This window comes from Nonomuraea rosea (assembly GCF_039539705.1).
In the GTDB taxonomy this organism is placed as follows: Bacteria; Actinomycetota; Actinomycetes; order Streptosporangiales; family Streptosporangiaceae; genus Nonomuraea; species Nonomuraea rosea.
This window is the reverse complement of the sequence record NZ_BAABDQ010000043.1, coordinates 15,646-42,318: the sequence shown is the minus strand read 5'-3', so window position 1 is coordinate 42,318 and position 26,673 is coordinate 15,646. Positions and strand designations below refer to the sequence as shown.

The 26,673-nt window shown below is 72.7% G+C and carries 25 protein-coding genes and 6 tRNA genes; 19 read left to right on the top strand and 12 right to left on the bottom strand.

What is annotated here, in order from left to right; translation table 11 throughout:
• Window positions 1–27: 27 nt before the first annotated feature.
• Together ABEA43_RS54730 and ABEA43_RS54725 are read left to right on the top strand one after the other, a co-directional pair.
• Complete coding sequence (locus tag ABEA43_RS54730) at window positions 28–690, top strand: response regulator transcription factor (protein WP_345574980.1); 663 nt, start codon at window positions 28–30, stop codon at window positions 688–690.
• A complete protein-coding gene (locus ABEA43_RS54725) occupies window positions 687–1,775 on the top strand; it encodes a sensor histidine kinase (protein WP_345574978.1) in 1,089 nt (362 codons plus the stop codon). The genes ABEA43_RS54730 and ABEA43_RS54725 overlap by 4 nt, the downstream gene beginning before the upstream one ends.
• Window positions 1,776–1,780: 5 nt before the next feature.
• Here ABEA43_RS54725 and ABEA43_RS54720 read toward each other — a convergent pair whose 3' ends face one another.
• Window positions 1,781–2,236 carry a hypothetical protein gene (locus ABEA43_RS54720; protein WP_345574976.1) on the bottom strand — a complete coding sequence of 152 codons (456 nt, stop codon included), beginning with the start codon at window positions 2,234–2,236 and terminating at the stop codon, window positions 1,781–1,783.
• A gap of 108 nt (window positions 2,237–2,344) precedes the next feature.
• Between ABEA43_RS54720 and ABEA43_RS54715 the strand changes: the two genes are divergently transcribed.
• Window positions 2,345–3,793: an MptA/MptB family glycosyltransferase gene (locus ABEA43_RS54715; RefSeq protein WP_345574974.1), complete on the top strand. Its 1,449-nt coding sequence runs from the start codon at window positions 2,345–2,347 to the stop codon at window positions 3,791–3,793.
• A 5-nt stretch (window positions 3,794–3,798) separates the two neighbouring features.
• Here the strand turns inward: ABEA43_RS54715 and ABEA43_RS54710 are convergent, their stop codons facing one another.
• From ABEA43_RS54710 to ABEA43_RS54695, 4 genes are all read right to left on the bottom strand, one after another.
• Window positions 3,799–4,830 carry a hypothetical protein gene (locus tag ABEA43_RS54710; RefSeq protein WP_345574972.1) on the bottom strand — a complete coding sequence of 344 codons (1,032 nt, stop codon included), beginning with the start codon at window positions 4,828–4,830 and terminating at the stop codon, window positions 3,799–3,801.
• A gap of 161 nt (window positions 4,831–4,991) precedes the next feature.
• Window positions 4,992–5,906: an alpha/beta fold hydrolase gene (locus tag ABEA43_RS54705; protein WP_345574970.1), complete on the bottom strand. Its 915-nt coding sequence runs from the start codon at window positions 5,904–5,906 to the stop codon at window positions 4,992–4,994.
• A gap of 96 nt (window positions 5,907–6,002) precedes the next feature.
• Window positions 6,003–7,448: a DHA2 family efflux MFS transporter permease subunit gene (locus tag ABEA43_RS54700; RefSeq protein WP_345574968.1), complete on the bottom strand. Its 1,446-nt coding sequence runs from the start codon at window positions 7,446–7,448 to the stop codon at window positions 6,003–6,005.
• A 70-nt stretch (window positions 7,449–7,518) separates the two neighbouring features.
• Complete coding sequence (locus tag ABEA43_RS54695) at window positions 7,519–9,648, bottom strand: AfsR/SARP family transcriptional regulator (protein WP_345574965.1); 2,130 nt, start codon at window positions 9,646–9,648, stop codon at window positions 7,519–7,521.
• 84 nt (window positions 9,649–9,732) lie between these two features.
• Between ABEA43_RS54695 and ABEA43_RS54690 the strand changes: the two genes are divergently transcribed.
• Window positions 9,733–10,611: an alpha/beta fold hydrolase gene (locus ABEA43_RS54690; protein WP_345574962.1), complete on the top strand. Its 879-nt coding sequence runs from the start codon at window positions 9,733–9,735 to the stop codon at window positions 10,609–10,611.
• A gap of 13 nt (window positions 10,612–10,624) precedes the next feature.
• Here the strand turns inward: ABEA43_RS54690 and ABEA43_RS54685 are convergent, their stop codons facing one another.
• Window positions 10,625–11,995 carry a serine hydrolase domain-containing protein gene (locus tag ABEA43_RS54685; protein WP_345574959.1) on the bottom strand — a complete coding sequence of 457 codons (1,371 nt, stop codon included), beginning with the start codon at window positions 11,993–11,995 and terminating at the stop codon, window positions 10,625–10,627.
• Between the two features lie 100 nt (window positions 11,996–12,095).
• Entirely contained in the window at window positions 12,096–12,965 is an 870-nt protein-coding gene (locus ABEA43_RS54680) for a LysR family transcriptional regulator (protein WP_345574957.1), read from the bottom strand.
• A gap of 103 nt (window positions 12,966–13,068) precedes the next feature.
• Between ABEA43_RS54680 and ABEA43_RS54675 the strand changes: the two genes are divergently transcribed.
• Window positions 13,069–13,434 (top strand): YybH family protein, encoded by a 366-nt coding sequence (locus ABEA43_RS54675; protein ID WP_345574955.1) that lies wholly within the window; start codon window positions 13,069–13,071, stop codon window positions 13,432–13,434.
• 60 nt (window positions 13,435–13,494) lie between these two features.
• On the top strand, window positions 13,495–14,622 hold the full coding sequence (locus tag ABEA43_RS54670) for a hypothetical protein (RefSeq protein WP_345574953.1): 1,128 nt from the start codon (window positions 13,495–13,497) through the stop codon (window positions 14,620–14,622).
• Here ABEA43_RS54670 and ABEA43_RS54665 read toward each other — a convergent pair.
• The gene (locus ABEA43_RS54665; protein WP_345574951.1) at window positions 14,615–15,994 is read right to left on the bottom strand and encodes a serine hydrolase domain-containing protein; all 1,380 of its coding nucleotides are present in this window, start codon (window positions 15,992–15,994) and stop codon (window positions 14,615–14,617) included. The two genes, ABEA43_RS54670 and ABEA43_RS54665, sit on opposite strands and share 8 nt — an antisense overlap.
• Before the next feature lie 80 nt (window positions 15,995–16,074).
• Window positions 16,075–17,505: an alpha/beta hydrolase gene (locus ABEA43_RS54660; protein WP_345574949.1), complete on the bottom strand. Its 1,431-nt coding sequence runs from the start codon at window positions 17,503–17,505 to the stop codon at window positions 16,075–16,077.
• A gap of 133 nt (window positions 17,506–17,638) precedes the next feature.
• Here ABEA43_RS54660 and ABEA43_RS54655 point away from each other — a divergent pair, with 133 nt between their 5' ends.
• The gene (locus ABEA43_RS54655; protein WP_345574947.1) at window positions 17,639–18,886 is read left to right on the top strand and encodes a sensor histidine kinase; all 1,248 of its coding nucleotides are present in this window, start codon (window positions 17,639–17,641) and stop codon (window positions 18,884–18,886) included.
• Window positions 18,874–19,521, top strand: a complete 648-nt coding sequence (locus ABEA43_RS54650) for a response regulator (protein ID WP_345574945.1) — start codon at window positions 18,874–18,876, stop codon at window positions 19,519–19,521. Before ABEA43_RS54655 ends, ABEA43_RS54650 begins: the two co-directional genes overlap by 13 nt.
• Window positions 19,522–19,523: 2 nt before the next feature.
• Here ABEA43_RS54650 and ABEA43_RS54645 read toward each other — a convergent pair whose 3' ends face one another.
• Both ABEA43_RS54645 and ABEA43_RS54640 read right to left on the bottom strand, forming a co-directional pair.
• Entirely contained in the window at window positions 19,524–20,306 is a 783-nt protein-coding gene (locus ABEA43_RS54645) for a MerR family transcriptional regulator (protein WP_345574943.1), read from the bottom strand.
• 68 nt (window positions 20,307–20,374) lie between these two features.
• Window positions 20,375–21,247 carry an aldo/keto reductase family oxidoreductase gene (locus tag ABEA43_RS54640; protein ID WP_345574941.1) on the bottom strand — a complete coding sequence of 291 codons (873 nt, stop codon included), beginning with the start codon at window positions 21,245–21,247 and terminating at the stop codon, window positions 20,375–20,377.
• A gap of 129 nt (window positions 21,248–21,376) precedes the next feature.
• On the opposite strand from ABEA43_RS54640, the gene ABEA43_RS54635 reads away from it, so the two are divergent.
• Window positions 21,377–21,820, top strand: coding sequence for a winged helix-turn-helix transcriptional regulator (locus tag ABEA43_RS54635; protein ID WP_345574939.1), 444 nt, complete (start codon window positions 21,377–21,379; stop codon window positions 21,818–21,820).
• A gap of 9 nt (window positions 21,821–21,829) precedes the next feature.
• Here the strand turns inward: ABEA43_RS54635 and ABEA43_RS54630 are convergent, their stop codons facing one another.
• Window positions 21,830–22,432, bottom strand: coding sequence for a TetR/AcrR family transcriptional regulator (locus ABEA43_RS54630; protein WP_345574937.1), 603 nt, complete (start codon window positions 22,430–22,432; stop codon window positions 21,830–21,832).
• 390 nt (window positions 22,433–22,822) lie between these two features.
• On the opposite strand from ABEA43_RS54630, the gene ABEA43_RS54625 reads away from it, so the two are divergent.
• The 10 genes from ABEA43_RS54625 (at window position 22,823) to ABEA43_RS54580 (ending at window position 26,658) form a co-directional block, all read left to right on the top strand.
• Window positions 22,823–22,893, top strand: a tRNA-Ala gene (locus ABEA43_RS54625).
• Between the two features lie 27 nt (window positions 22,894–22,920).
• Window positions 22,921–22,992 (top strand) — tRNA-Gly (locus ABEA43_RS54620).
• Window positions 22,993–22,998: 6 nt separating this feature from the next.
• Window positions 22,999–23,071 (top strand) — tRNA-Leu (locus tag ABEA43_RS54615).
• 21 nt (window positions 23,072–23,092) lie between these two features.
• Window positions 23,093–23,165 (top strand) — tRNA-Glu (locus ABEA43_RS54610).
• A 15-nt stretch (window positions 23,166–23,180) separates the two neighbouring features.
• Window positions 23,181–23,256 (top strand) — tRNA-Arg (locus ABEA43_RS54605).
• A 19-nt stretch (window positions 23,257–23,275) separates the two neighbouring features.
• A tRNA-Tyr gene (locus ABEA43_RS54600) sits at window positions 23,276–23,356 on the top strand.
• Between the two features lie 323 nt (window positions 23,357–23,679).
• The gene (locus ABEA43_RS54595) at window positions 23,680–24,501 is read left to right on the top strand and encodes a nitroreductase/quinone reductase family protein (protein ID WP_345574935.1); all 822 of its coding nucleotides are present in this window, start codon (window positions 23,680–23,682) and stop codon (window positions 24,499–24,501) included.
• A gap of 110 nt (window positions 24,502–24,611) precedes the next feature.
• Window positions 24,612–25,670, top strand: coding sequence for a BUD32 family EKC/KEOPS complex subunit (locus tag ABEA43_RS54590; RefSeq protein WP_345574933.1), 1,059 nt, complete (start codon window positions 24,612–24,614; stop codon window positions 25,668–25,670).
• A gap of 50 nt (window positions 25,671–25,720) precedes the next feature.
• Window positions 25,721–26,359, top strand: coding sequence for a TetR/AcrR family transcriptional regulator (locus tag ABEA43_RS54585; RefSeq protein ID WP_345574931.1), 639 nt, complete (start codon window positions 25,721–25,723; stop codon window positions 26,357–26,359).
• A 2-nt stretch (window positions 26,360–26,361) separates the two neighbouring features.
• The gene (locus ABEA43_RS54580; RefSeq protein WP_345574929.1) at window positions 26,362–26,658 is read left to right on the top strand and encodes a DUF6204 family protein; all 297 of its coding nucleotides are present in this window, start codon (window positions 26,362–26,364) and stop codon (window positions 26,656–26,658) included.
• Window positions 26,659–26,673: the final 15 nt, after the last annotated feature.

The following is a 26,673-nucleotide window of genomic DNA, read 5'->3' as shown; positions in this document are numbered from 1 at the left end:
CCGCACGACGACCGGCGGTGAGCGGCGGTGAGGGTCCTCGTCGTCGAGGACTTCGAGGTCCTCGCCCGCTCCATCGGAACAGGGCTGCGCCGCGAGGGCATGGCCGTCGACGTCGTCCTGGACGGAACCGCCGCCATCGACCGGCTGGCCGTCACCCGCTACGACGTGGTGATCCTCGACCGTGACCTGCCCGGCGTCCACGGGGACGAGATCTGCCGGCGGCTCGCCCACGGCCGCTGCGAGACCCGCGTCCTGATGCTCACCGCCTCCGGCACGATCGAGGACCGCGTCGACGGGCTGAGCCTCGGCGCCGACGACTACCTGCCCAAGCCGTTCGCGTTCGCCGAGCTGGTGGCCCGCGTCCGTGCCCTGGCCCGCCGCGCCACCCCGCCGCTGCCGCCCACGCTGACCTGCGGGGACATCACTCTCGATCCGGCCCGCCGGGTCACGTCCAGGGCCGGTCGGCGCCTTGAGCTGAGCCCCAGGGAGTTCGGCCTGCTCGAATGCCTGCTCGCCGTGCCCGGACTGGTCATCTCCGCTGAGGAGCTGCTCGAACGCGTCTGGGACGAGGCCGCCGACCCCTTCAGCAGCGCCGTCAAGCACACCATGCACCGGTTGCGGGCCAAGCTCGGCGACCCGCCCGTGATCGAGACCATCCGCGAAGGCGGCTACCGCATCGGGTCGTCATGACCAGGCTCGCCAGAAGGTCCTTGCAGAAGCGGCTCGCGCTCGCCTACGCGGCGGGCATCTACGCCGCCGGCGTCTTCGTGCTCGTCATGGTCGATCTTCCGCTCGCCAGCGTCCAGGCGACCGTCCCCAAAGATGACCCCTCGTCGGGCGTGGTCACCGGATCCGGGCCCGGGATCAGCCTGCCCCAGCTCCTCATGGGGTCCGCCGTCGCCCTGGTCATCCTGATTCCCGTCGCCCTGGCCCTCGGCTGGTTCGTCGCCGGCCGGTTCCTGCGCCCGCTGCGCGCCATCACCGCCACCGCCAAGGTCATCTCCGCCGGAGACCTCCACCGCCGCCTCGACCTCGGCGGGCCCGCCGACGAGCTGACCGAGCTCGGCCACACCCTCGACGACCTGTTCGCCCGCCTGCAAGCCTCCTTCGACGCCCAGCGCCATTTCGTCGCCAACGCCTCCCACGAGCTGCGCACCCCACTCGCCGGCCTGCGTACCCTCCTCGAGGTCGCGCTCGCCGACCCCGATGCCGACGCCGGCAGCCTGCGCTCGGCCTGTCAGGAGGCTCTCGCTCTCGGCGGGCACCAGGAACGGCTCGTCCAGGCACTGCTCGCCCTGGCCACCAGCGAGCGCGGCCGCACCCGCCGGGACACCCTCGACCTCGCCCACGTCATCGAAGGAGTGCTTGTCTCCCGCCGCGACCAGGCGACGGAGAAGGGCATCGACCTCGCAGAACACCTGAAACCCGCGGTGACCGCCGGGGACCCGGGACTGATCGAAAGCCTCGTCGCCAACCTCGTCGACAACGCCATCCGCCACAACCGATCAGCCGGGCATGTAGAGATCACCACGCAGTCCTGCGGCACGCACGTGGCCCTCACCGTCGCCAACAGCGGGCCGGTCATCCCCGGCGACCAGATCCAGCGCCTCTTCCAGCCCTTCCAGAAGCTGGCGCCCGATCGGCACGGCCGTGACGGCTACGGGCTCGGCCTCGCCATCGTCGATGCCGTCACCCGATCTCACCACGCCGCCCTCACCGCCGAGGCGCGCCCCGAAGGGGGCCTGGCCATCACCGTGCGGTTCGCCTCCGAGTGACCCCATCACCGGCCGGCGCGCAGGGCGCGCTCGTACTGCCCGCGGGAGAAGACGAACGGCCCGAGCGTGGCGGACACGTCCCAGTCCCGATGGTTGTTGCGGAACCCCGACCAGCGGACCTCCGTCTCGGTGACCTCGATCGTGGCCAGCAGCGCCCAGCACTCCGAAACGCCGCACGTGCAGCCGAGCAGCATGATCTCGTCGTCTTCCTGGTTGTAGGCCGTCTCGGCCGGCTCACCCAGGTAGTGCCGGCTCGGCCAGCCCGTCCAGGAGCGCCCGAAGTAGGCGTAGTCGCCGGCCAGCAGGGGCGCGGGCTCGGGCGCGAACTCCTTGGCGCGTTCGAGCTGCTCTTCTCGCGCGTACGGAAGCTCCGCCTCGCGTACGAGGTCGAGCAGCGCAACGCCGTCGATGAGTATCTTCAGCAGGTCCTGGCCCTCAGCCCGGAACTCGATCTCCTGCACGCCGAATCCTCCGGCCCTTCACGTTCATGGACCCGCTCCAACCTACTCCGTCCCTGAAGGGCCTGTCGGCGAGGCGGGACGTGCACGGTTGTGTGCTGAGATGCAGGGGTGACACGCGACTCCGGGAAGGCCGGGCGGTTGGGGCGGGTGGCGACGGCCGGGATCGCGGCCTCGGTGCTGCTGACGATCCTCATCGGCGCGCTGGGCCCGTCCGCCATGGTGCCGCCCCTGGCCGGCCCGTCCTGGCAACCGCCGTTCTCGCTCGCCGTCCACCCCGGGGGATACCTGGTCATCGCGCTCGGCGCGGCGGCGGTGACGCTGGGCGGCGCGGGGCTGGCCGCCGGGCTGGCGGCGCTGGCCCGCGGCTGGACGTTCCGGGCCGATCTGTGGCTGGCCGCCGGGATCGCGGCGGTGGCGGTGCTGGCGTTCCTGCCGCCGTCGGGGTCGGCCGATCACCTCAACTACGCCGCCTACGGGCGGCTGGCCGCACTCGGGTACGACCCGTACACGGTGCCGCCGGACGGGCTCCCGGGCGACCCGGTGACCGGAGCGGTGGCGGAATGGGGCGGTGTCACCAGCGTCTACGGGCCGGTCGCCACGGCGGTGCAGGCGGTGGCGGCGCTGGTGGGCGGGGACTCCGTACGGCTGATCGTGTTCGTGCTGGCGGTTGTCAACGCGGCCGCGTACATCGTCACCGGCCTGCTGCTGTACCGGAGCGCGGCTGACGGCACGCGGCGGCGGCAGGTGGCGCTGCTGTGGGCCGTCAACCCGTTGCTGATCTACCAGCTGGCCGCGGGCATGCACGTCGACACCCTGGCCATCCTGTGCATGGTGGCCGCCCTGGTGTGCGGCGCGGCCGGGCGGCCTGTCCGGTCGGGGCTGCTGCTGGGGCTGGGCGTCGGCGTCAAGGCGACGGCGGGGCTGGTGGCGCTCGGCCCGGCCTGGGAGCTGCGCCGCTCGCCCCGCACCCTGGCCGTCGTGGCGGGGAGCGCGGTCGCGGCCGCCGGGATCGTCTACGCCCTGGCCGGGCCGCAGGCGTTCGACCAGGTCGGGGCCGCCGGCCGCCGGGTCTCCCTGGCCGTTCCGTGGAGCCTGGTCAAACGAGGGCTGCAGCAGGCCTTCGGGCCGGGCGCGTACACGGTGTGGATCCAGGTGGGGTCGCTGCTGCTGTTCGCCGGGCTGGCCGTGCTGCTGGTCCGCGTCTTCTCCCGGGCTGCGCTGCAGGCCGCCGAGGTGGCCGTGGCGGTGACGGTGGCCTGGCTGTTCGCCGCCCCGTACGCACTGCCCTGGTACGACGGGCTGGCCTTCGCGCTGCTGGCGCTGGCTTTTCACCCGGTGCTGGCCGCTTTCATGACGGCCAGGGTGATCCTGCTGTCGCTGGCCTACCTTCCAGCCCGGCAGGCCGGCCAGCCGCCCGGCGCCCAGGAGTGGCTGGTGGAGGTCGTACGCGCGAATGTCGTGCCCTGGCTGCTCATGGCGCTGACGGCGGCGCTGGTCTGGTGGGCCTGGCGAGCCGGGCAGAGCGGGGACCGCGCCGCCGAAGCGCGGTCCGGCTGAGTGCTCTACCTGGCATGCGCCCCCGCGTCGTGGAGGAGCTCGGCGATCGTGGTGGCGCGCAGCATGTGCGGGCGCAGCAGCCGTGCCCGGCCCTCGGGGATGCCGCCGGCGAGCGCGGCGTGGGTGAGCGCGACGGTGATCCACTCGGAGTCGGCCGGCTGGCCGTCGTCCTGCCTGAGCAGCGGGTCCGCGGCCGACAGACCGACGCTCAGCCTGCGCAGCAGCGGGCGGGCCAGTGCGGGGATCGGGAACGCCACAAGGTCGCCGCGCCGGTCGGGCAGGGTGACGATGACGGGATCGGCTTCGTTGCCGGCCGGCAGGGTGCGGGTGTCCTGCAGGGTGAGCCTGGCCAGTGCGCCGGGTGCGGCGCCGGTGCCGTCGAGCAGCGCGACGGCGGCGGCCTCGGCGGACCGGCCGTCAGCGGCCAGGTGGGCGACGCCGCGGCGCAGCAGCCGCCGTTCTTCGCGGGTGATTGCGCGCAGGCCGGAGGCGTCCTGTGCCGCCGGGGTGCCCGCGGCGCGGTTGTCCCGTACGGCGCCGCTCTGCCAGGCGAAGGCGTAGAACGCGGACAGGGCGTTGCGTTTCCTGGTCACGGTCGCGCTCGACAGGGGTTTGCCGGGGGAGCGCACGCCGGTGCTGAGCGCGCCGGTGAGCGCGGCGTCGCAGTAGGCGTCGAGGTGGGCGCCGGTGGCCGCGAGCGGGTCGAGCGCCGGCTCCACGAGGTGCAGCCAGCGCAGGAACGAGGCCATGACCTGCAGGCGGCTCTGCCGGGTGCCCGCGGCGGGCCGGTCCTGGAGCCAGGCGGCGACCGTGCGCCAGGTCAGCGGGTCCAGGGCGTCGACCAGGTCCACGTCGGCGCCGGGCACCTCGCCGCCGTCGCGGGGCAGGCGGTGCGGCCGCAGCCCGGTGATCTCTCCGACGCTGCGCACGCTCGGGGCGGGCGGCGTGGCGGCGTCCTTGCGCCGGTCCATGGTGGGACCGACGCCGGCGAGCAGGGAGCCGGGCTCCAGGGCAGGGGTCTTGTGCGTGCCGCGCATGCTCAGCACTCGATCGGGACGGCGGCGTGGCCAGGCACCACAGGGACACCGGCGGGAGCAGGGGCGGGGGTGGCCATCGCGCGCGAGCCGCGGCGGCCGTGGCCTGGGATACCGTTCATGATCGCGATCATCTCACGAAGCGCCGTCCGGCCTCCTCCGGTCTAGCTCTTCAGGAACGTGCGGATGAGGCCGGCCACCTCGGCGGCGGCCTGCAAGTGCAGGAGGTGGCCCGCGTCCGGCAGGCGCTCCAGCCTGGGGCCGCTCAGGGTGGCGAGCTCTTGGGCGATTCCGGCGATGAGGGCCTCGTTCAGCTCGCGGAACTCGTCCGGGAGCTGCGCCATGGGCGGCACCTGACCGGCCTGGACGAGGAGCACCGGGCAGCGGGTCTGCCGCAGCACCGAGAAGACGTTCCATCCGTCCAGCGGGGCGAGCAGCTCCGTGAGCGCGGCAGGGCTCGGCTTGCGCCGCCAGGCTGAGGCGTCTTCTGGGGCGTCTTCTGGGGCCAGGGACCGGCGGGTGGCGGCCTCCTCCAGGGCGGGGTCCACGCCCATGGCCTGGGCGCGCTGCCGTACCTGGGCGGTGATCGCCGCCACCTGCTCGTCGCTCAGCACGGAAGGGGCCGATGCCAGCGCGGCGATCTGGGCGGCCCTGCGGCGTACGACCTCCTGCGGCGGCATTCCCGGGTGGAGCGCGGGGTCGCCGCCGCCGAACCCGTCGAGGTCCACCACGCCGGGGCACTCGGGCCGCCGACGGCCGTGGCATATCGCGATCATCCCGCCGAGGGAGTGCCCGACCACGTACGGATCGGTCAGCTTGACCGCGTCGGCGACCGCGTCGAGGTCGGCGAGGTGGGCATCCCAGCCGTAGTCGCCGTCGGCGGGGACGTCGGAACGGCCGTGGCCGCGCAGGTCGTAAGCGACCAGCCGGGCGTCGGGGAGCTCCCGGCGCAGCGGCTCCCAGTCGAGCAGCGTGCGGTTGGCGCCGTGCACCAGCAGCACGTCGGGACCGTCGCCGCCGTGGTCCGCCACGGCGATCCGCCCGGCCGGTCCGTCGATCTCGGCTTCCTGGGTCTGCAAGGCGTCCCTCTCGTCTCCGGTATGGAGGAGCTCGCGATGGATTTGTACGCTTTGATCATCGTATCCGGTAAGCCGCCCTCCGGCCGAGTGGTGCTGTCACCGGCGGGCGCCGACCCTTGCCGGAGGATCGCGGTCCACCCCTTCGAACAGCGCCGCCGCCCGCTCGGCGGTGCCCAGCGCCCAGCGCCCGGTGCTGAGCAGCGCCAGGAGTACGATGCCGGCGCCCAGCCCGGCCACCAGCCACCACACGCCGTGCTCCGCGTCGGTGAACGCCGTCCCCGCCGGGGCCGATCCCACGATCGTGCCGGCGATCGCGACGCCCAGGGTGGTGCCGGTCTGCCGCCCGACGGAGGCCAGCGAGGCGGCCACCCCGGCCATCGAGCGCGGCATCCCGGACACCGCCGCGTTCGTGATCGGCGGGTTGATCGTCCCCAGGAAGACGCCGAACAACAGGTAGATCGCGAGCACGGCGGGCAGCGGCGTGGCCGGGTGGAGCCAGAGCGACGCGCCGCCGCCCAGTGCCAGCGCGGCCCCGGCGACCACGAGCGGCAGCCGGGGACCGCCCGCGCCGACCAGCCGGCCGGTGACCGGGGAGAGCACCATGACCAGCGCGCCGACCGGGAGCAGGCACAGACCGGCCGTGAGCGCCGGCAGGCCGCGTACCTCCTGCAGGTACTGGGTGGTCACGAACAGGAACGCGCCGAACCCGCACAGCCCCCACATCGCCGTCAGTATCGCCGCGCTGAACGGCACGCTGCGAAAGAGCCGCAGCTCCAGCAGCGGGTCCGCGCGGCGCGGCTCGTGGAGGAGGATGCCCAGCGCGCTGAGCACGGCGACGGCGAGCAGCCCGAGGACGACCGGCGAGGTCCAGCCCGAGCCGCCGGACTCGATGATCGCGTAGACGACGCTGCTCAGCATCAGGATCATCAGGAGCTGGCCCACCGGGTCGAACCGGCGGGCCCGCGGGGCACGCGACTCGGGCACGAACAACGCGGTGCACACGAGCGCGACGGCCACGATCGGCACGTTGATCCAGAAGATGGCGTGCCAGCCGAGGCCGTCGACCAGGGCGCCGCCGAGTATCGGGCCCAGCGCCAGCGACAGGCCGGTCATCGAGCCGAACACGCCGATGGCCCTGGCCCGCTCGGCCTGGTCGGGAAAGGCGGTGACGATGATCGCCATCGCCACGGGGTTGAGCATCGTGCCGCCGACGCCCTGCAGCGCCCGCGCGGCGACCAGCCAGCCGATGCTCGGCGCCAGGCCGCACAGCAGCGAGCCGAGCCCGAAGGCGGCGAGGCCGATCTGGAAGACGCGCCGGCGGCCGTACCGGTCGGCGGTGGATCCGGCCAGCACCAGGAAGCTGGCCAGGACCACGGTGTACGCGTCGACCGTCCACTGCAGGCCGGACACCGAGGCGTGCAGGTCACGGCGGATGTCCGGGAGCGCCACGTTGACGATGGAGATGTCCATGACCACTGCGATCACGCTGGCGCAGCAGATCGCGAGCACCAGGTAACGGCGGCTGGTCGTGGACGGTTGCATGGTTGAACCCCTCATGACCGCGGACGCTAGAAGTTAGAGCATGCTCGAAGTCAAGAGGACTCCCGGCCGATCAGCGGCGCAGGGCGGCGTCGAGCACGGCGAGGTGATCCGCGACGGGGCCCAGGGTCAGCACGCCGCTGCCCGCTCCGGCCAGCTCGTCCGCCGCCGGGAGCAGCTCGTCGCGGGCGCGTTCCATCCTCTGCCGGTCGCCGACGGCGACGGCGGCTTCGCCCGTGAGGCACCACATGGCCTCGAACAGCAGGTCGCGCGGCGGATCCGGGACCTGGGCGAGCGCGTGCGCGGCCTCGTCACGGCGGCCCTGGGCCAGCAGCGCCAAGGGCCGGACCCACGGCTCGTAAGGTCCCCAGTCCGCGCCCTCGTCGAGTCCCCGGTCCGCGTTCTCGTCGGGCGCCCGATCCGCGCCCTCGCCGAGTCCCCGATCCGCGCCCTCGTCGGCCAGGATCCGCGGCTCGTAGGGTCCCCAGTCCATCCCCTCGACGGCCAGGATCCGCGTACTCGGGGGGCGTCGCAGCTGCACGGACAGGAGGGCGAGTGGCAGCAGGCCGTTTTGCAGGCCGGGCATCCCGGCGCCGTCCAGCTGGGCGGCCGCGGCCCGATAGGCGGACTCCGCCTGTTTCGCCCCTTGGGCGGACAGCCGAAGCGCCCTGTACCACTGCGTGAAGACGCCCACCAGCGGCAGCTCGTGCCGTTCGGCCAGCCGCTCCGCCGCGAGCGCGTGACGGTCGGCGGCGGGGAAGTCCGCGAGGGCGCTGCGGGCCTGGAGCCGGATGAGGTGCCCGAGCACCTCGGAGGTGACCAGGCCGTGCCGCGCCGACAGGTCGATCAGCTCGGCACCGATCTCGTCCCTGCGCGGCGCCAGCCCTGCCCGGTGGAAGGTCTGCATGAACACCCCGTTGAGCGCGAACACCAGCAGCGCCGGGTCGTCCAGCCGCCGGGCGATCTCCTCGGCCTGGCGGGCGGCCTGCGGGCCGCGTTCGCCTCGGGTGCCGCGCGATTCGAGGGCGATCGTGGCCAGCAGCCGGGCCCTGGCGGCCTCGTGGGTGCCGGGCGGGAGCGCGGCGAGAGTGCGCTCCGCCGCCGCCACGATCTGCGCCGCCTGTGCGGGGTCGTCGGAACGGGTCCAGATCGCCGGTACGTCGTACGTGCCGATCACGCGGGCGGTCAGCTCCGCGTCGCCCAGCTCCTCGGCCGCCGTGACGGCCGCCAGGCGCTGCCGCCGGGCCGCCTCCAGACCTCCGCCGCCGGTCACCGCCAGGTTGCGCAGCAGGCCCACGGTCGACTCCAGCCGGGCCCTGGCGCCGGCGGCCACCGTGCGGTCGTACGCGGCGGCCGCCTGCGCCCACACCCGGTCCGCCTGAAAAGCATGGGCGTCGCCGCGGCTTGTCCCCTGGTCGCTGAGGTCCGATCCCTGGTCACCACGGCCCGCCCCCTGGTCGTCGAGGTGGGCGGCCTGGGCCAGGATGTCGGCCTGCAGGCGGCGCAAGCCCGGCCCCGGGTCCACGCCGAGCTGCTCCACCAGCAGCGTCCGTGCCCGGCGCAGCACCGCCAGCGCGTCTCCCTGGCGGCCGCTCCGGTACAGCGCGAGGGCCAGCAGCCGCCAGGCGTCCTCGCGCCACGGATGCCCGGCCACGTGCGCGTCGAGGTCCGGCACCGCCTGCGCGGCCCGCCCCAGCGCCAGGAGCGCCTCGGCGCGCCGCTCCACCGCCTGCAGCCGCAGCTCCGCGAGCCGCGACCGCTCGGCCCGCGCCCAGTCTTCCTCGGCGAAATCCGCGTACGCGGGCCCGCGCCACCACCCCAGCGCCTCCGCCAGCCGGGCCGGCGCCTCTCCACCACGCAGGGGTGCCGTCACCGCCTGTTCGAAACGCCAGGCGTCCACCGCGTCAGGCTCGGCGCGCAGCGCGTACCCCGGTCCCTCGGTGACCAGCAGCCGGGCCGCGGCGCGCGGCGGGCGCTCAGGCTCGAGTGCGCGCCGCAAAGCCGCCACAAAGGTACGCACCGCGCCCACGGCGTCCGGCGGCGGATCCACCCACAGGTCATCGACGAGCACGTCCACGGGGACGACGCGGCGGCGGGCGACGATCAGGCGGGCCAGCACCGCGCGATGCCGCGGCCCCTTCAACGCGATCGCGTTCCCGCCCTCGTCCCAGGCCGTCACCGGCCCCAGCACCCCGAACCGCACCCCTCCACGATATTGCTCATCGGCTGCTCATTGGCGCCCGGCAGGCTGATAACACCTGGTCATCCACCGGAAAGGACGCAAACCATGGCGCCTGTCATCGAAGGCTTCGACTACCGTCGCGTCCCCGTCGCCGACGGCGTGTCACTCAACGCGGCCGTCGCCGGCACGGGGAGCCCCGTCGTGCTCCTGCACGGCTTCCCGCAGACGCACCTGATGTGGCGGCACGTCGCCGCCGACCTCGCCGCCGACCACACGGTGATCTGTCCCGACCTGCGCGGGTACGGCGCGAGCGACAAGCCCGCGGAAGCCGGCGCGTCCACCTATGCCAAGCGCACCATGGCCGCCGACGTCGTCGCCCTGGCCAGGGCCCTGGGCCACGAGCGGTTCGCGCTGGCCGGGCACGACCGCGGCGCGCTGGTCGCCTTCCGCGCCGGGCTCGACCATCCCGCCGCGATCACCCACCTGGCCGTGCTCGACGTGCTGCCGACCCTCGACATGTGGGACGTGCTGCACGGGACCAGCGCCGCCGTCGGCTTCCACCTCTACCTGATGGCCCAGCCGCCCGGCCTGCCCGAACGGATGATCGCGGCCGACCCGGACGCGTTCTTCGGCCACTTCCTCGACCTCTGGGCCAACGACCCGCAGGCCGTGCCCGCCGGCGTACGGGCCGCGTACCTGGACGCCTGCCGCGCCGCCGTGCCCTCGATCGTCGCCGACTACCGCGCCTCCGCCGGCATCGACGTCGAGCACGACCGGGCCGACAAGGACGCGGGGCGGCGGCTGGAGATGCCGGTCACCGTGATCCAGCAGGACTGGGGCGCGGCCCTCGGCTACGACGCCGCCGGGCTGTGGGGCGCCTGGGCGCGGGATCTCCGGCACATGACCGTCACCAGCGGCCATTTCATGGCCGAAGAGGCGCCCGCCGACATCGCCAAGGCCCTGCGGGAGCTGCTCACCCGCTGAGCCCCGCACGCGATCAGGACGTGGCCCGGGTGAACAGCCGGCCGGCGAGGTCCACGCCCACGACCGCGCCGCCGTCGCCGCGGCTGAAGTAGCCGCGCTGCCCCTTCAGTCCGCCCTCGGTGATGATGTACTCGTCGCCGTCGCCGGGCAGGAACCCGATGGCGGCCGGCGGATAATCCGGCGGCATCTCGGCCTCCGACGCCTGGCGGAGCTCCGGCTTGATCCCGACCGCGAGGGTGAGCCGGTGCCCGTCGGTGGCGAGGTCGAGGTTCATGGCGTCGCTCTCGTAGCGGCCGGCGACCTCGCTCGCGCGCGTGTCGTCGTACGGGATCGGCTCGGGGTCGCGCGCAACGACGCCGAGGTGGTGTTCGAGCGCCCAGCGGACGACGGCCTGGTTGAAGGCGTAGCCGTCCGGGCCGGCGTTGGCCAGGGAGACGACGGCGAAGTCGTGCTCCGGCACGATGAGCAGCTCGGCGAACTGCCCGTTGCCCGACCCGCCATGCCCGATCGTGCGGACGCCGTCCACGTCCCGCAGGAACCAGCAGATCCCGAAGGCGTCCCCGAGCGTGCTGGCCCGCAGCTCGATCGTCGACTCGCGCATCTGGCGCAGCGCCCCGGCCGGCAGGACGCCGTCCCCGTCGCCGAGCTGGAAGCGGGCCCAGCGCAGCAGGTCGCTGACGGAGGACGCGATACCGCCGCCGGGGTTGTCGCCGCGCGCGTGCGCCGGATTCGCCTTCCACGGCTGCGCGAACCGCAGCTCCCCGTCCTCGTCCCGGTTGTGCCCCACGGCGAACCGCCGGACCACGACGTCGTCCAGCTCGAAGAAGGTGTTCGACAGCCCGACCGGCTCCAGGACCAGCGCGGCCACGGCCTTCTCGTACGGCAGTCCGGTGACCTTCTCGATGATCCGCCCGGCCAGGTTGTAGCCGGCCTGGCTGTAGGAGGCCCGGGCGCCGGGCGGGGCGATCAGCGGCAGCTCGGCCAGCTTCGTCACGAACGCGGCCAGTGAGCCGTCCTCCGCGCCGGCGTCGATCAGGTTCCAGTCGAGGCCGGCGGTGTGGTTGAGCAGGTTCAGCACGGTGATCCGCGCCGCGGCCTCCTCGTCGGCGAGCCGCAGCTCGGGAACGTAGCGGCGCACCGGCGCGGCCAGGTCCACCTTGCCCTCCGCGACGAGCCGCATCAGCGCGGTCGCCGTGAACGTCTTGGTCACCGACGCCAGATGGAACAGCGTCCGCTCATCGACCGGCAACGGGTGGTCGACGCTCGTCACGCCGTGGGCGGCGTGGAACTCCCGGCCGCCCGCCAGCACCCCGACGGCCACGCCGGGGATGCCGAACTCCTTGGCCGCCGCCTCGACGAACTCGGACAGATTCTCCTGCGACATGATGCGCCTCTCGCTTCGGGTGTTCTGGGGGCACATCCGACGATGGCCGTGGCCGCTGACAGCGGGCTGACGGCGTACAGACGCGGACTGTCGGCGCTCGTCAGAAGGCGCGGCGGGCGTAGGCGAGCAGCTCGCGCACGGCGGGGCCGTGCGTGCCGCGCCAGACCAGCGCGAGCAGGGCGGGCGTCGTGGCGTCGTCGATCGCCAGGGCGGTGAGCCGGTCGCCGTACTGCGCGGCCATCGATTCGCTGAGCACGGCGACCGCGATGCCGCGGGCGGCCAGGTCGGCGATGGCGTCGGCGGCGGTGGCCTGCAGCGCGATCACGGGCCGCACGTCCTGAGCGGCGCAGGCCTGGTCGAACACCGTCCGCAGGCCGGTCCCGACCGGCATGCACACGATCGGGTACGCGCTCAGCTCCGCCAGCGTGACCCGGTCCCGGCCGGACAGGGCGTGCCCGGCGGGGACGGCGGCGACCAGCCGCTCGCTGATGATCGTGTGGGTCTCCAGCCCGTCGGGGGCGGTCGCGGTGCCGACGAGCGCCAGGTCGAGGGCGCCCGCGCGGACCGACTCGATGAGCCGGTCGGAGCCGTCCTCCAGCAGGGACAGCCGCACGCCGGGATGCGCCCGGTGGAAGGCGGCCAGGGCGTCGAACAGCGGCGTGACCGTGCAGCCGGTCACCATCCCCACCGCGAGCCGCCCCCGGATCAGCTCGGTCACCTCGCCCACCGCCTGGCCGACCGCCGCCGCGGCGTCGAGCGCGGCGCGGGCGTGCTCCAGCGCGGCCAGGCCCGCGACCGTGAGGGTGGCCGTACGTCCCGACCGGTCGAACAGCTCGGCTCCGAGCTCGCGTTCGAGCTGGCGGATCTGGGCGCTGACGCCGGACTGGCTGATGTGCACCCGCTCGGCCGCGCGGGTGAAGTTCTGCTCCTCGGCCACGGCGACGAAGTATTCGAGCTGCCTCAGTTCCATGACTCCAGATTCTAGTTATCATCCGATCCATCTGTTGGACTTCTGGTAGCCCGGTTGGCAGGGTGGGAGGTGTTGAAGCCCGAACGATTGCTTGGAGGCAGCCATGCCGGAGTACGAGAAGGCCATGCGGCCTGAGGACATCACCCGCTTGTTCGTCGAGCGGTCCAACGCCGGGGACGCCGACGGGGTGGCCGCGCTGTACGAGGAGGACGCGGTGCTGGCCTACCCGCCGGGCAGCCAGACGGTGGGGCGGGAGGCGATCCGCGCGCTGTGGGCGAAGGTGCTGGCCGGCGGCCCCCGTTTCGAGCCGGAGACGCCGTTGCCGACGCTGCTCAGCGGCGACCTCGCGCTCACCTCGACCCCGCCCAAGGACGGATCAGGCGCCCGGGCGCAGGTCGTCAGGCGTCAGCCGGACGGGAGCTGGTTGCGCGTGCTCGACCAGCCCGAGTTCGTCTCACCTGCCGGCTGAGCCGCCGGCCGGCGGAAATACGCTCGCGGGGGGCCGGCGCGGGCCGCTAGCGTGCGGCGGATGAGCGGTGATCGTCTGCCTTTGCTGTGGCTGTGCGGGCCGTCGGGGGTCGGGAAGTCGTCCCTCGGCTGGGAGGTCTCCAGCCGGCTCGGCCGGGCCGGGGTCAGAACGGCGTTCGTGGACGCCGACCAGATCAGCCTCTGCGTGCCGCTCCCCGAGAGCGGCACGCACCACCTCCGGGCACGGAACCTCGCGGCGATGTGGCCCAACTTCCGGCTGGCGGGCGCGCGGTGCGTGGTGCTGTCGGGGTTCGTCGACTCGCCGGAGGAGATCGCGGAGTACGCGAAGCTGCTCCCGGACGCCGCGCTGACGGTGTGCCGGTTGCGCGTGGAGCCGGCCGAGCTCAAGGAACGCTTCCTCGGCCGGGGCTGGCGTCCCGACCTGGTGGCGGACGCCGTCGCGGAGGCCGAGGGACTGGACGGCACGGGGTTCGCGGACCTGTGCGTGGACACCAGCGGCCTCACCGTCGCAAAGTCAGCCGAACTGGTCCTCAACCGAGCGGGCCTCGCCGCCGCTCCTGGCGCGTCTGGCGATCTCGTGCCCAGCGCACCGGTGCTGGACCCAGCCCGGGTGCTGTGGATCTCCGGCGCCACGGCGGCCGGCAAGTCCACGGCCGGGTACGAGGCCTTCTCCCAGCTCGTACGCTCCGGCGTACCGGCCGCCTATGTCGATCTCAAGCAGATCGGCGCCCTACGACCGGGCACCGGCGACCACCTGCTCAAGGCCCGCAACCTCGCGGCCGTCTGGGCCGGGCACCTCGCGGCGGGCGCCCGCTGCCTGGTCGTCTCCGGCGACGCCGACCGTGACGAGACCGTACGCCGCTACGCCGAACTGCTGCCCGAGGCGGCGCTGACCGTGGTACGCCTGCACGCCGGCCCCGCCACGCTGGCCGAACGCGTCGCGCTGCGCGGCGGGGGAGGCGGACCGGCGCTGCCGGGCGACGAGCTGAAGGGCCTCGACCCCGCCGCGCTGCACCGGGTCGCGGAGCGGGCGGCGGCCGACGCCGCGGCACTCGACCGGGAGGGCGCCGGCGACGTGCGCATCGACACGGATGGCAGGTCGATCCAGGAGGTCGCGGAGCACATCTTCCGCGCCTGTCCACCCGATTCGAGCCGTCCGGTCAGGTGATCTTCGGGGTGGCGCGCAGTCCGACGTAGACGCAGCCCGTCCCGTTCGACAGGGTCGAGAACACCACCGGCATCCAGTCGTCGCTGAAGGCCCCGGTGCCCGCCGCCGCGTAGACCGTCTGCGACAGCGGCACGAGGTCGGCCTCGATGGGCGGCGACAGGTCCTTCATGCCGTCGATGAACTCGTACACCAGATGCGGCGTCCCCTCGCGCTCGCTGACGTGGATGGCGACGCCCTCGCGCCGGTAGGTGCCGACGAGCGGCGCGAAGTCGACCGCGGCAGGCTGCTCGGGCGGCCCGAAGGGGGCGGGCACCTGGATGCCGGCCACCTGGTCCCACAGCTCGTGGAACAGCTCGGAGTAGAGCTGGCGCGCGCCGCCGCCGTTGGTCAGCAGGACCATGATGACGCCGGACTCCGGTGCGACGCGCAGGTAGCCGTACTGGCCGATCGTCGCGCCGTCGTGGCCGAAGCCGGGCACGCCGAACCAGTCGTACAGCGTCCAGCCCAGCCCCCAGCCGTCGGAGCTGACCGTCCACTTGTCGGGGACGTTGACCTCCAGGCGCCGCATCCGCTCGGCGGTCGCGGTCCCGAGCAGGCGGGTGCCGTCGGGGGCCGCGCCGCCGTCGAGGTGCGTGCGGGCGAACCTGACCACGTCGGCGGCCGTGGCGCAGAGGGCGCCGCCGCCGTACGGGCCGGCCGAGCGCGGCAGCGGGTTCCACGACGGCGCCGGGTCGGGCAGCCGGCCGGGCTCTCCGAGGTGGCCCATCGCGGCGCGGAAGCGCAGCACCTCCTCGGGCAGCGTCACCGTGCTGGTCAGGCCGAGCGGCGCGCAGATGCGCTCGCGCAAGGCGGCGTCCCAGGTCAGGCCGGTCAGCACCTCGATGATGCGGCCCAGGATGTTGTAGCCGGTGCTGCTGTAGGAGCTCGCGGTGCCGGGCGGGCAGTCCTGCGAGACGACCGTGCAGGCGTCGATGTACCGGGCCAGGCAGTCGTCGCCGCGTCCGGTGTCGTGGGTGAAGTCGCCGCTGATGCCGCTGGTGTGGCTCAGCAACTGGCGGACCGTCACCGTCTTGGTGGCCTCCGGGTCGGCGACGGCGAAGTCCGGCAGCACGTCTGCCACCCGGGCGTCGAGGTCGAGCTCACCCGATTCGACAAGCTGCATGATCAAGGTGGCGGTGTAGACCTTGGTGATCGAGCCGAGCTGGAAAACGGAGTCGGGCGTGGCCGCCACGCCGGTTCCCCGGTGCAGGACGCCGGTGGCCAGCTCGTGGATCCGCCCGCCGGCGAGGACCGCCAGGGTCGCGCCGGGCACGTGGTTGGCGGCGGCCAGCTCGTCGAAGCGGGCCTGCCAGTGGGCAAGGTCGAAGGTCATGATTCTCTCCTCAGATGCGTACGACGTTCCGTCGATGCGCACACTGTACGCAGACGAGACGGATGTACGCAACCGCGGGCTCAGCAAGGGGCCACCGGCACGCGCAGGAGCAGCAGGTAGTCGTCGACCACCCGCCGGGTGCACGAGGTGCGCTGGTAGACGCCATGACCCCCGCCCTCGTACGTCACCAGCGCCGCACCCCGCCCAAGCTGCCCGCGGACGCTGACCGCCCATCCGTGCCCGGCGGCCGGGTCATGCCGCGCGTTGATCAGCAGGATCGGGGGCGTGCCGTCGCCGATCCTGAGACGATGCTGCGGATTGCCCGGCTCGACCGGCCACACCGCGCAGGCCAGCGCGAACGCCTGCGTGTCCGGCTGCGTCCGCAGGTGCGGGGCCACCCGCCGCATCCGCTCGGCGTAGGCGGCGAACCGCCGGTGGTCGGGGATCTCCAGCCGCCAGTCCTGGCAGGTGGCGGGCGCCGGATGCTCGATCTCCCGCACCTCGGGACCCGGCTGCCCGCGCACGACGCCTCGCGGGCCCGGCCTGCCCGACTCCAGTGAGGCCATCCGCTCGGCCAGCCACCGGTAGGACGGCTCCATGAGCCCGCCCAGATGCGCCTCCGTGGCCAGGTCGAGGGCGCTGAGCACGCGGCCGGGCAGCGCGGGGTCGCGCAGCGTGCCGCGGTCGGCCCTGGCCATCAGCCCGTCCCAGACCCGCCCGGCGTCGCGGCCGTGCAGCACGCACGCCCGGTCGCGGGCGCACCAGCGGGCGAACGCGCCGAACGCGTCCTCGGCGTTGGCCGCCTGGCCGAGCAGGAGCTGTCCGGTGGACAGGCTGTGGTCGATGACGCTGTCCAGCGACATGGCGCGGACGCGCCGCCCGAACAGCTCGGCGTAGTGCTGCCCGGCCAGCGTCCCCGCGGACACGCCGTGGTAGCTGAGCGTGGGTTCGCCGAGCGCGGCACGTACGGCGTCGATGTCACGGGCCACGCTGAGCGAGTCGAGGTGGTCGGCCACCGGGCCGGTACGGCGACGGCAGTCGGCGGCCAGCTCGGCCGCGTACGCCTTGAGCCGGTCGAAGTCCGCCTGATCGCGCGGGTCCGGAATCGGCTCTTTTCGTACGATGTCAGCCGAGCACCGCACCGGCCGGCTGCCCCCGGTGCCCCGCGGGTCGATGCCCACCACGTCGAACCTGGCCAGGATCTCCTTCCCGAAATAGGCGCCCGCCTCGGCTTGGACGAAACCGGTTCCCGCGCCGCCCCCGATGTTCGCCACGAGGACGCCGATGCGCCGTCGCGGGTCCGTGGCCTTGCGCCGGGCCACCGCGAGCCCGAACGTCGCGCCGTCCGGCCGGGCCCAGTCGATCGGGACACGCAGGCTGCCGCACTCCGCCGTCCTGTCACCGGCGCACGGCGCCCAGCCGATCGCCGCGCCGCCGGGGCCGGGCGTTCCCGAGAACATGAGCGCGGCACCGGCGAGCACCGCTCCCAGCGTGCGTACGAAATGCGGCATGAATCCCATCTCCTTCGCGTCGAGCCTCCATCGAAGGCGGTACGCCGGGCAGGCACAGGAGTCCCCGCACCCAGGGGGAGGGGTGGGCAGGCACTACCTCGCGACCGGGCCCCGAGCTCGTACAGTGGCGGCCATGGCGGTGAGCGGCACGGCCAGGGGGAGGACGGTGGCGGAGGCGCTGCGCCACGCTCCCTTGCGTTTCGTCGTGTCGACGTGGCCGCTGCGCACGGCGGCCTATGTGTTCACCGGGATCGCGACCGGCCTGCTGGCCCTGGCCTGGCTGCCGGTGGCGCTGGTGGCGGGCGCGTTCCCGCTGGCGGCGCTCGAACGGCGGCGCGTCGCCCTCCTGGGCGTGCCCGCGCTGGCGGATCCACACCGCGTGCCGGACCGGCCGGGGGCCGCCGCGTGGCTGCGCGCCCGGTACACCGAGGCGGCCACGTGGCGGGAGCTGGCGTACACGGTCCTGCACGGCAGCGTGCTGCTGGTCATGAACGTCGCGGCGGTACTGCTCGGGGCGGCCCCGGCGCTGATCTACGCCAGCGGCGTGGCCAACTTCGCCACCTCATCGGCGCAGACGGGCGTCGCGGTGTCCCACCCGGCCGACGCGTCCCCGTCGGCGGCGCCGCTGCTGGCCGGAGGGGCGGCGGTGGCTGTTCTGGCCTCGGCGGTCCTGCTCGCCTACACCACGGCCGCGGCCGCCATGGCGCAGGGCGAGCTGGCCCGGCTGCTGCTCGCGCCCGGGGACGAGGCCCGCGTCCGCTTGCTGACCCGCTCGCGGGCCCGCCTGATCGACGCCTTCGAGTCCGAACGCCGCCGGATCGAGCGGGATCTGCACGACGGCGCCCAGCAGCGGCTGCTGCGGCTCGGCATGACCCTCGTCACGGCCCAGCTCGAGCTCGACCACGACCCCGCGGCGGCCCGGCCGCTGCTCGCGCAGGCCGCCGGCGAGGCGCGGGCGGCGCTGGCCGAGCTGCGCGAGCTGGTCCACGGGATCCACCCCCGGGTGCTCACCGACCTGGGGCTGCCCGCCGCCGTCGCCGAGCTGGCCGGCGGCCTGGCCGTTCCGGTGCATGTGCGGCTCGACCTGCCGGTACGCCTGCCGCCGCCGGTGGAGCTCACGGCGTACTTCGTCGTGGCCGAAGCCCTGACGAACGCGGCCCGGCACGCGGCGGCGACCGCGATCCTGGTGACCGGCGAGCACACCCGCGGCACGCTGACCGTCGAGGTGCGCGACGACGGGCGCGGCGGCGCCGACCCGGCCGGCGGCACCGGGCTGACGGGCCTGGCCGACCGGGTGGACGCCCTGGCCGGCACCCTCGTCCTGACCAGCCCGCCCGGCGGGCCGACCGTCCTGCGCCTGGAGTTACCGTGCTCCGCATAGTGCTCGCCGAGGACGCCCTGCTGCTGCGCGAGGGGCTGGCGGCGCTGCTGGCCCGCTTCGGCCACGACGTGGTCGCCGCCGTCGGCGAGCCGGACGCGCTGGCTCCCGCCGTCGCCGAGCACTCCCCGGACATCGTGGTCACCGACGTGCGGATGCCGCCGACGTACACCGACGAGGGCCTGCGCGCCGCCGTGGCGCTGCGGCACGCGCGCCCGGGCCTGCCCGTCCTGGTGCTGAGCCAGTACGTGGCCACCGCCTACGCCGCCAGGCTGCTCGCCTCCACGGACACCGGGGGAGTCGGCTACCTGCTCAAGGACCGCATCCTGGAGGTGCGGGAGTTCGTCGACGGGATCGAGCGGGTCGCCGCCGGCGGCTGCGTCATCGATCCCGAGGTCGTCCGCCGCCTGCTCACCCGCCACCACGACCCGCTCACCCGCCTGACCCCCCGCGAACGCCAGATCCTGGCCCTGATGGCCGAGGGCCGCTCCAACACCGCGATCACCAACGAGCTGCACGTCAGCGAGAAGGTGGTCGGCAAGCACATCAACGCCATCTTCACCAAGCTCGACCTGCCGCCCACCGCCACCGACGACCACCGCCGCGTCCGGGCGGTCCTGATGTACCTGCGCGCCTGAGGCTAGTCCGTGCCTCCGGCGGCGTCCGGGGCCGGGCCGGCCGCGATGATCCGGGTGGCCTGCCGGACGACCTCCGCCTGGGCGGGGGCCAGCTCGTCGAGGAAGGGCTCGACCGCCGACGCGTCCCAGTCGCCCGCTCCCGGCTCGACCAGCAGGTGCTTGGCGCTGTAGTCGGCCATCATCGCGGCCAGCGGCGCGACCCTGGGGTCTCCGGGCTCGGCGCCGGCCAGCTCGTCGAGCCTGCGGTAGAACTCCTGGCCGATGGCCGCCACCTCGGGGTCGCCGGCCAGCGAATCCAGCAGGGTGAACGCGCGCTGCTTGTGCGGGGCGTCGGCCATGGTGTCCATCAGCACGAGCAGCTCGCGATCCCAGGCCGCCGCCTTCGAGGCGGGCAGGTCGACCGTGCGCAGGAAGGCCACCAGGTCGGGCGAGGCGGTGTCCTCGGGGCTGAGCGTCCCGGCCTCGGCCCGCGCCAGCACCGCGGCCAGCCGGGCCCGCCTGACCTGGATCTCCCGCTCCTGCCTGGCCAGGTCGGCGTCGATCTCCGTGAGGATCTCGGGCAGCTCCCTGGACCGGTCGTCGGCGATGACGTCACGCGCCTCGTCCAGGCTCAGCCCGAGCTCGACCAGGCGGCGGACGCGGGCCAGGGCGATGGCGTCGCGCATGCCGTACTCGCGGTAACCGTTGGCCAGCCTGGGCGGCTCCGGCAGGACGCCCTGGTGGTGGTAGTAGCGCACTGTCCGGGTGGACACCCCGATCAGCGCCGCGAGCTCTCCGATGCGCATGCTCCCAGTTAAGACATTGACGCTAGGTCAGGGTCAAATCGCGGCGATCCGGTGGGCCCGCCCTCCGCCTACTGGCCGATCTTGTCCAGCTCGGCCAGCTCCTCGTCGGAGAGCGAGAGTCCCGCGCCGATGACGTTCTCGCGCAGGTGCGCCACCGACGAGGTGCCGGGAATGAGCAGGATGTTCGGCGAGCGATGCAGCAACCAGGCCAGGGCGACGGACATCGGCGTGGCGTCCAGCCGGGCGGCCACCGTCGAGAGCGCCGAGGACTGCAGGGGGCTGAAGCCGCCGAGCGGGAAGAAGGGCACGTAGGCGATGCCCTGCTCAGCCAGCTCGTCGATCAGTTCGTCGTCCTGCCGGTAGGCGAGGTTGTACAGGTTCTGGACGCACACGATCGGCGCGATCGCCCGTGCCTCGGCGACCTGTTCCGCCGTCGCGTTGCTCACCCCGAGGTGCCGGATCAGGCCCTGCCGCTGGAGTTCGGCGAGCGCCTCGAACGGCTCGTCGAGCGAGCCGGGCCGGGGTCCCTGGGCGTCGCCGATCCGAAGGTTGACCAGGTCGAGCACCTCGAGGCCGAGGGCTTCCAGGTTCTCGTGTACGGAGCGGCGCACGTCTTCCGGCTGCCGGGCCGGGGGCCAGCCGCCCTGCTGGTCACGGGTCGCGCCGACCTTGGTCACGATGTGCAGCGCTTCGGGGTACGGGTGCAGCGCCTCACGGATCAGCTGGTTGGTGACGCGCGGTCCGTAAGCGTCGCTGGTGTCGATATGGGTGATTCCGAGCTCGACGACCTCGCGAAGGACGGCGAGTGCGCCGTCGTGATCGGCCGGCGGACCCATCACCCCGGGACCGGCGAGCTGCATGGCACCGTAGCCGAACCGGGTGACAGTCAGGTCGCCCAGGGTCCAGGTGCCGCCGGGAAGCGAAGCGGGAAATATGCTCATATGTCTGCCTTTACGTGTCGAACTGGGTGGTGCCTGACGGCTCCTTGCTCCACTATGGATGGGTAACTTCCTTATGGGAAGCAGGCACTTCGAAGTGCGTAAGACACCCGCGTGTTGGAGGAGCAGTCAATGGCAACGACGACGGCGGCCCAGAAGAGGGCCCAGGTCAAGGCGGAATATGACGCTTTCGTGGCGGCATGCCCAAGCCGCAAGCTGCTCGACCGGCTCTCCAACAAATGGGTCACGCTCATCCTGGCCGCGCTGGGCAGCGACGGCTCGCATCAGCTGGACGCCGGCTGCGCGGGCGAACCGCGATCGATGCGCTACTCGGAGCTGTCCCGCCTGCTGGCCGGCGTCAGCCAGAAGATGCTCACACAGACGCTGCGCTCCTTGGAACGCGACGGTCTCATCACCCGCACCGTGACGCCGACCGTGCCCGTCACGGTCTCCTACGAGCTGACCGACCTCGGCCTCTCCCTGCACCACATGATGCGCGGCCTCAAGACCTGGGCCGAGACGCACATGGACGACGTGCTCGCCAACCGCGAGACGTACGATGCCCGCGTCGCCTGACAGGGACCGTCACGGCCGGGCAGAGGGGCGCAGGGCCTTGAGGGTGAGGTCCACGAGGGCGTCGGCGTACTCGGGGGTGAGCGGGCCCGAGCGCAGCAGCCAGCGCTGGTAGAGGGGGGCGTACAACAGCTCCAGCGCCAGGTCCAGGTCGGCGTCCGGGGCGATCTGGCCGGCCTGCTGGGCACTGCGCAGCCGGGCCTTCTTGGCCTCGTCGAGCGGGCCCGCCAGCTTCTCGAGGTATTGGGCGGCCAGGCCGGGGTCCCCGATGATCTCCATGTTGAGCGCCCTGATCGGCGCCGAGAACGCCGGATCGGCGAACTCGGCCACCGTCGCCCGCATCACCGCCTTGAGATCGGCCTCGATGTCGCCCGTGTCGGGCAGGGCCAGGTCGCCTTCGCCGGCGTCGCTGAGCGCGAGGAAGGAGTCGAAGACCACGGCGCCCTTGGAGCGCCACCAGCGGTAGATCGTCTGCTTGCCCACACCCGCCCGCGCGGCGATCGCCTCGATCGACACCTTGGCGTAGCCCACCTCGGAGACCAGCTCGCGGGTGGCGTCGAGGATGGCCTGGCGCGAGCGCTCGCTGCGGCGGGCAGGGTCGGGTTGCTTCGGCATGTGATCAGGGTAGCAGCGACACGAGACGATACGGTCCGTATTCACAGTCGGTAAACGCCGCACGGAAACCGAATGGATCGCGCGAACGTCTTAATAAATGAGTGGCAGCCGCCGGACGCCGCCCATTACTGTTGGCCACATCGACCGGAAAGAGCGGACAAGAGCCGCTCGGAGACGACGCAGAGAAAGGCCAGTCATGCGATCCGCAGCCGCCACCCGAGAGCAGGAAGCGCGCCTGTCGCGCGGGCTTGCGGCGCTGGGCGGCGCCTATCTCGGGCAGGCTTCTGGATAAACCTCGCGAAGGATCATCCAGAGGCCGCCAGGTGCACACCGGGCGGCCTTTCTCATTGCTCTGCGGAAAATTGACAACTCCACAGCGGAAGACACCAAGGGCTGATGGTGAAAAGGCATCACACCTGCCTTGCAAGCAGGAGTTCAGGTTTCAAGATCCTGTCGGTCCACCGGTGGCGGCACGCCCGCCACTTTCCGCCGCAGAGGCCGAACCGGTAAGGCAGCTGGCTTCCACCCAGCAGGACGGGGTTCGAGTCCCCGCTGCGGCTCACCATGCGTCCGTGGCCCAATGGCAGAGGCACCGGTTTAAGGAACCGGACGGTGCGGGTTCGAATCCCGCCGGACGTACGAACGCCTTTTCTGAGGCGCGCCCCGTTGGTCTAGCGGTCAGGACGCCCGGCTTTCACCCGGGAAATCGCCGGTTCGAGTCCGGTACGGGGTACGACGCCATTTACTTGGCCCTATAGCTCAATGGATGAGAGCGCCGGCCTACGAAGCCGGGTCTGTTGCAGGTTCGAATCCTGCTGGGGCTACTCGATATGTTTCACCCTTGCGCGAGCCGGGCACGTGGCGAGCCCATTCGGCGGTAAACCGGACGCTTCGGCTGTGGCGGTTCGACTCCGTCCTCGCGCACGATCCGCCTCGACAGGATGGGGGCCGAGGCGGCTCCGGTGTTCTTCCGCTGTGGAGTCCCCAGAGGACTTGACAGATCTTGCGGCGTACGCGTGTAATGGCCGTCGCGTCGCGTGTCGCCGGCCGGAAAACGGAAGCGACATGGAGGCGCCGACTCAAAGGGGATGACGCCGTGAACACTCACACCGTCGGTCGTGCTTAGACACACCGCGCCCGCGCGTCACCCCATGCCTTCTGCGGTGTAGTCCACCCGTTTCGCGTCGGCATGCCGCGCGGGTTTCCCATGTCCTTGACATCACGACCCGCCTGGAGCGAACTTCAGCATGCCCAATGACTTCAACCAGCAGATCATCCACGAATTCCGTGCCAACCGCGGCAAGGTCGGCGGCCCGTTCGAGGGCGGCAGGCTGCTCCTGCTGACCACCACCGGAGCCAGAACCGGCCGCCGCCACACCACGCCGCTCGGCTACCTGCCCGACGGCGGCGAGCGCGTCCTGATCATCGCCTCGGCCGGCGGTGCGCCGCATCATCCGGCCTGGTACCACAACCTGCTCGCCGACCCGCAGGCCACCGTCGAGGACGGCACCTTCACGTACCAGGCCAAAGCAGTTGTCCTCCAGGGCGAGGAACGTGAGCGCGTGTTCGCGCGAGCCGTGGAAGCCGACCCGGGCTGGGGCGACTATCAGGTCAGATCGGGGAGGACGCTGCCGGTCGTCGCGCTCGTCCCCATCGACGGGGGACCGCCCGCCGGGCGCATGGGCGACATGCTCAGGAACGTCCACGACGCCTTCCGCCGGGAGCTGGCCGTCATCCGCGAGGAGGTGCGCACATCCGGCCCCCGGCTGGGCGCGCAGTTGCGCATCAACTGCCTGACCATGTGCCAGGGGCTGCACGTGCACCACTCGCACGAGGACAGGGGCCTGTTCGCCGCGCTGGAGAGCCGCTACCCCGAGCTCGCCGAGGTGCTGGCCAGGCTGCGCGCCGAGCACGTGGTCGTCCAGCGCCTCCTGGAGCAGCTCCAGACCTCGCTCGCCGACGACGGACTCACGCCGGAGACGCTGCTGACCGAGGTGGACCGGCTCACCCAGGAGCTGGAGGCGCACCTCGACTACGAGGAGGAGCAGCTCGTCGCGCTCCTGAACTGACCGCCAGGGGATCGCGCGGTGTCCCGCGGTTCGCGGTGATTGCCGTTAGTCTCGCGACGAGCAAGGTCATCGGGAGGCAGGGCGTGGGACTTTCGCACGACGGATCGGACATGTCACGTCCGGCCCGCCTGACCAGGTACGCCGCCGCGTCGAACGAGCTGGCCCTGCTCAGCGACAGGCGGCTCGGCGAGCTCGTGGACCGCGCGAAGGTGATCGGCTCCGGCATCGGCGGCGTCTCGGTGCTGCTCGACGCGGGCGGCGTGCCCGTGTTCGCCAAGCGGATCCCCCTGACCGACCTCGAACGCCGTCCCGAGCACGTCATGTCCACGGCGAACCTGTTCGGCCTGCCCACGTTCTGCCAGTACGGCGTCGGCTCGCCCGGGTTCGGCGCGTGGCGTGAGCTGGCGGCCTGCGCCATGACGACGAACTGGGTGCTCGCCGGGCGGAGCGCGGCCTTCCCGCTGATGTACCACTGGCGGGTGCTGCCGGGAGCGCCGCCCGTCCATGAGGACTACGCCGACGTCGAGGCTGCCGTCGCCTTCTGGGGCGGCGCGCCGTCGGTGGGGCGGCGGCTCGAAGCGATCGCGGCGGCCGCGGCGAGCATCGTGCTGTTCATGGAGCACATCCCTCTCAGCCTCCCGGACTGGCTGGCCACGCGGCAGGCTGCCGGGATCGAGGCGGTCACCTCGGCGGGCGTGCTGCTGGAGGAGCGCCTGCTGGAGGGCGTCGAGGTCATGAACGCGGGCGGCCTGCTGCATTTCGACGCCCACTTCCACAACATCCTCACCGACGGCCGCCGCCTCTACTTCACCGATTTCGGGCTGGCGACGTCACCCCGGTTCGAGCTGTCGGCGGAGGAGTCGGCGTTCGCCGTCCGCAACCGTACCCATGACCTGGGGCACACGATGATGTGGCTGGTCAACTGGCTGGTCACCAGCGCGGCCGGGGTGCGGTCCACGCACGGGACCCCGCCGGTCGCACGCAACGACTTCGTCCGGCGGTGGGCCGAGGGAGAGCGGCAGCCCGGCCTGCCGGAGCCGCTCGCGGCGATCCTCGACCGGCGCGCACCCCTCGCGGCCGTGCTGAACGACTTCTACTGGGACCTGTTCGGCACGAGCCGGACCACGCCGTACCCGGCCGAGCGGGCAGAAAGCGCGATCGCCGCGTAGAGACCGCTGCAAAAATGCAATGGACTGCAAATTTGCAGTAGACTCCAAACATGACCGAAGGACTCCGGGAGCGCAAGAAGCGCCAGACCCGGCAGCGCATCTCCGACGTGGCCATCGGGCTGTTCGTGGAGCGCGGGTTCGAGCACGTCACGATCGCCGAGGTCGCGGCGGCCGCCGAGGTGTCGGTGAACACCGTCTACAACTACTTCCAGGCCAAGGAGGACCTCGTCCTGCCGCCCGAGGAGGCCTCGCCGCAGCGGCTGGCCGACATCGTGCGGCGGCGGGCGCGGGGCGAGTCGGCGGCGGGCGCGGTTCTGGCGCGGTTGCGCGAAGAGGTGCGCGGGCGCGAGCGCAGGGTGGGGCTGAGCCCGGGGTTCGGACGGTTCCTGGAGATGGTGCGGGGCGCTCCGACGCTGACCGCGAGACTGGAGGATCTCGGTCACCAGATGACGGAGGCGCTGGCCGGCGTACTGGCCGAGGAGACCGGCGCAGCCCCGGGCGATCCGCTGCCACGGGTGGTGGCCTGGCACGTCGGGGCCCTGCACGCACTGGTGCTGTCGGAGATCGGCCGGGGCGCGGCGGCGGGCGAGCGGCCCGACGCGATCGCCGAGCGGGTGCTGGAGCTGCTTGAGGTCGCGGAAGGCCTGCTGAGCGAGCGCGTTCTGGCCTATGCCGTACGAGAGGAGTGATCGTGTTCAGGGTGACGATCAGAGGGAAGTTCAAGGGCCTCGACGAGGCCGGCCGGGAGGCGGTGCGGGCCACGGAAGGCGCGGCGTACACCGAGGCCGGGACGTTCACGCATGACGGGAGCATGTCGGCGTTCACGTTCCGCTGCCAGGTGGCCGCCGAGCCGGGCGACGGCGAGGACGAGGGCGCGCTCGGGGCGATGGTCGCGCTGGAGGCGCACGGGCATCCGTACGAGATCCTGCAGATCGGCGTGACGGACATGCGGGACATCAAGATCCGGCGGAAGGGGCGCAACAGCTAGTCTCATATGTGGGAT

Bases quoted from the DNA above. Each gene is read 5' to 3' on its own strand.
- ABEA43_RS54675 (WP_345574955.1), top strand. From the start codon at position 13,069: ATGCCGGAGTACGAGAAGGCCATGCGGCCTGAGGACATCACCCGCTTG.
- ABEA43_RS54630 (WP_345574937.1), bottom strand. From the start codon at position 22,432: ATGCCGAAGCAACCCGACCCTGCCCGCCGCAGCGAGCGCTCGCGCCAG.
- ABEA43_RS54710 (WP_345574972.1), bottom strand. From the start codon at position 4,830: ATGCGCGGCACGCACAAGACCCCTGCCCTGGAGCCCGGCTCCCTGCTC.
- ABEA43_RS54690 (WP_345574962.1), top strand. From the start codon at position 9,733: ATGGCGCCTGTCATCGAAGGCTTCGACTACCGTCGCGTCCCCGTCGCC.
- ABEA43_RS54685 (WP_345574959.1), bottom strand. From the start codon at position 11,995: ATGTCGCAGGAGAATCTGTCCGAGTTCGTCGAGGCGGCGGCCAAGGAG.
- ABEA43_RS54665 (WP_345574951.1), bottom strand. From the start codon at position 15,994: ATGACCTTCGACCTTGCCCACTGGCAGGCCCGCTTCGACGAGCTGGCC.
- ABEA43_RS54635 (WP_345574939.1), top strand. From the start codon at position 21,377: ATGGCAACGACGACGGCGGCCCAGAAGAGGGCCCAGGTCAAGGCGGAA.
- ABEA43_RS54725 (WP_345574978.1), top strand. From the start codon at position 687: ATGACCAGGCTCGCCAGAAGGTCCTTGCAGAAGCGGCTCGCGCTCGCC.
- ABEA43_RS54680 (WP_345574957.1), bottom strand. From the start codon at position 12,965: ATGGAACTGAGGCAGCTCGAATACTTCGTCGCCGTGGCCGAGGAGCAG.
- ABEA43_RS54590 (WP_345574933.1), top strand. From the start codon at position 24,612: ATGTCACGTCCGGCCCGCCTGACCAGGTACGCCGCCGCGTCGAACGAG.
- ABEA43_RS54645 (WP_345574943.1), bottom strand. From the start codon at position 20,306: ATGCGCATCGGAGAGCTCGCGGCGCTGATCGGGGTGTCCACCCGGACA.
- ABEA43_RS54640 (WP_345574941.1), bottom strand. From the start codon at position 21,247: ATGAGCATATTTCCCGCTTCGCTTCCCGGCGGCACCTGGACCCTGGGC.
- ABEA43_RS54670 (WP_345574953.1), top strand. From the start codon at position 13,495: ATGAGCGGTGATCGTCTGCCTTTGCTGTGGCTGTGCGGGCCGTCGGGG.
- ABEA43_RS54660 (WP_345574949.1), bottom strand. From the start codon at position 17,505: ATGCCGCATTTCGTACGCACGCTGGGAGCGGTGCTCGCCGGTGCCGCG.
- ABEA43_RS54655 (WP_345574947.1), top strand. From the start codon at position 17,639: ATGGCGGTGAGCGGCACGGCCAGGGGGAGGACGGTGGCGGAGGCGCTG.
- ABEA43_RS54700 (WP_345574968.1), bottom strand. From the start codon at position 7,448: ATGCAACCGTCCACGACCAGCCGCCGTTACCTGGTGCTCGCGATCTGC.
- ABEA43_RS54595 (WP_345574935.1), top strand. From the start codon at position 23,680: ATGCCCAATGACTTCAACCAGCAGATCATCCACGAATTCCGTGCCAAC.
- ABEA43_RS54585 (WP_345574931.1), top strand. From the start codon at position 25,721: ATGACCGAAGGACTCCGGGAGCGCAAGAAGCGCCAGACCCGGCAGCGC.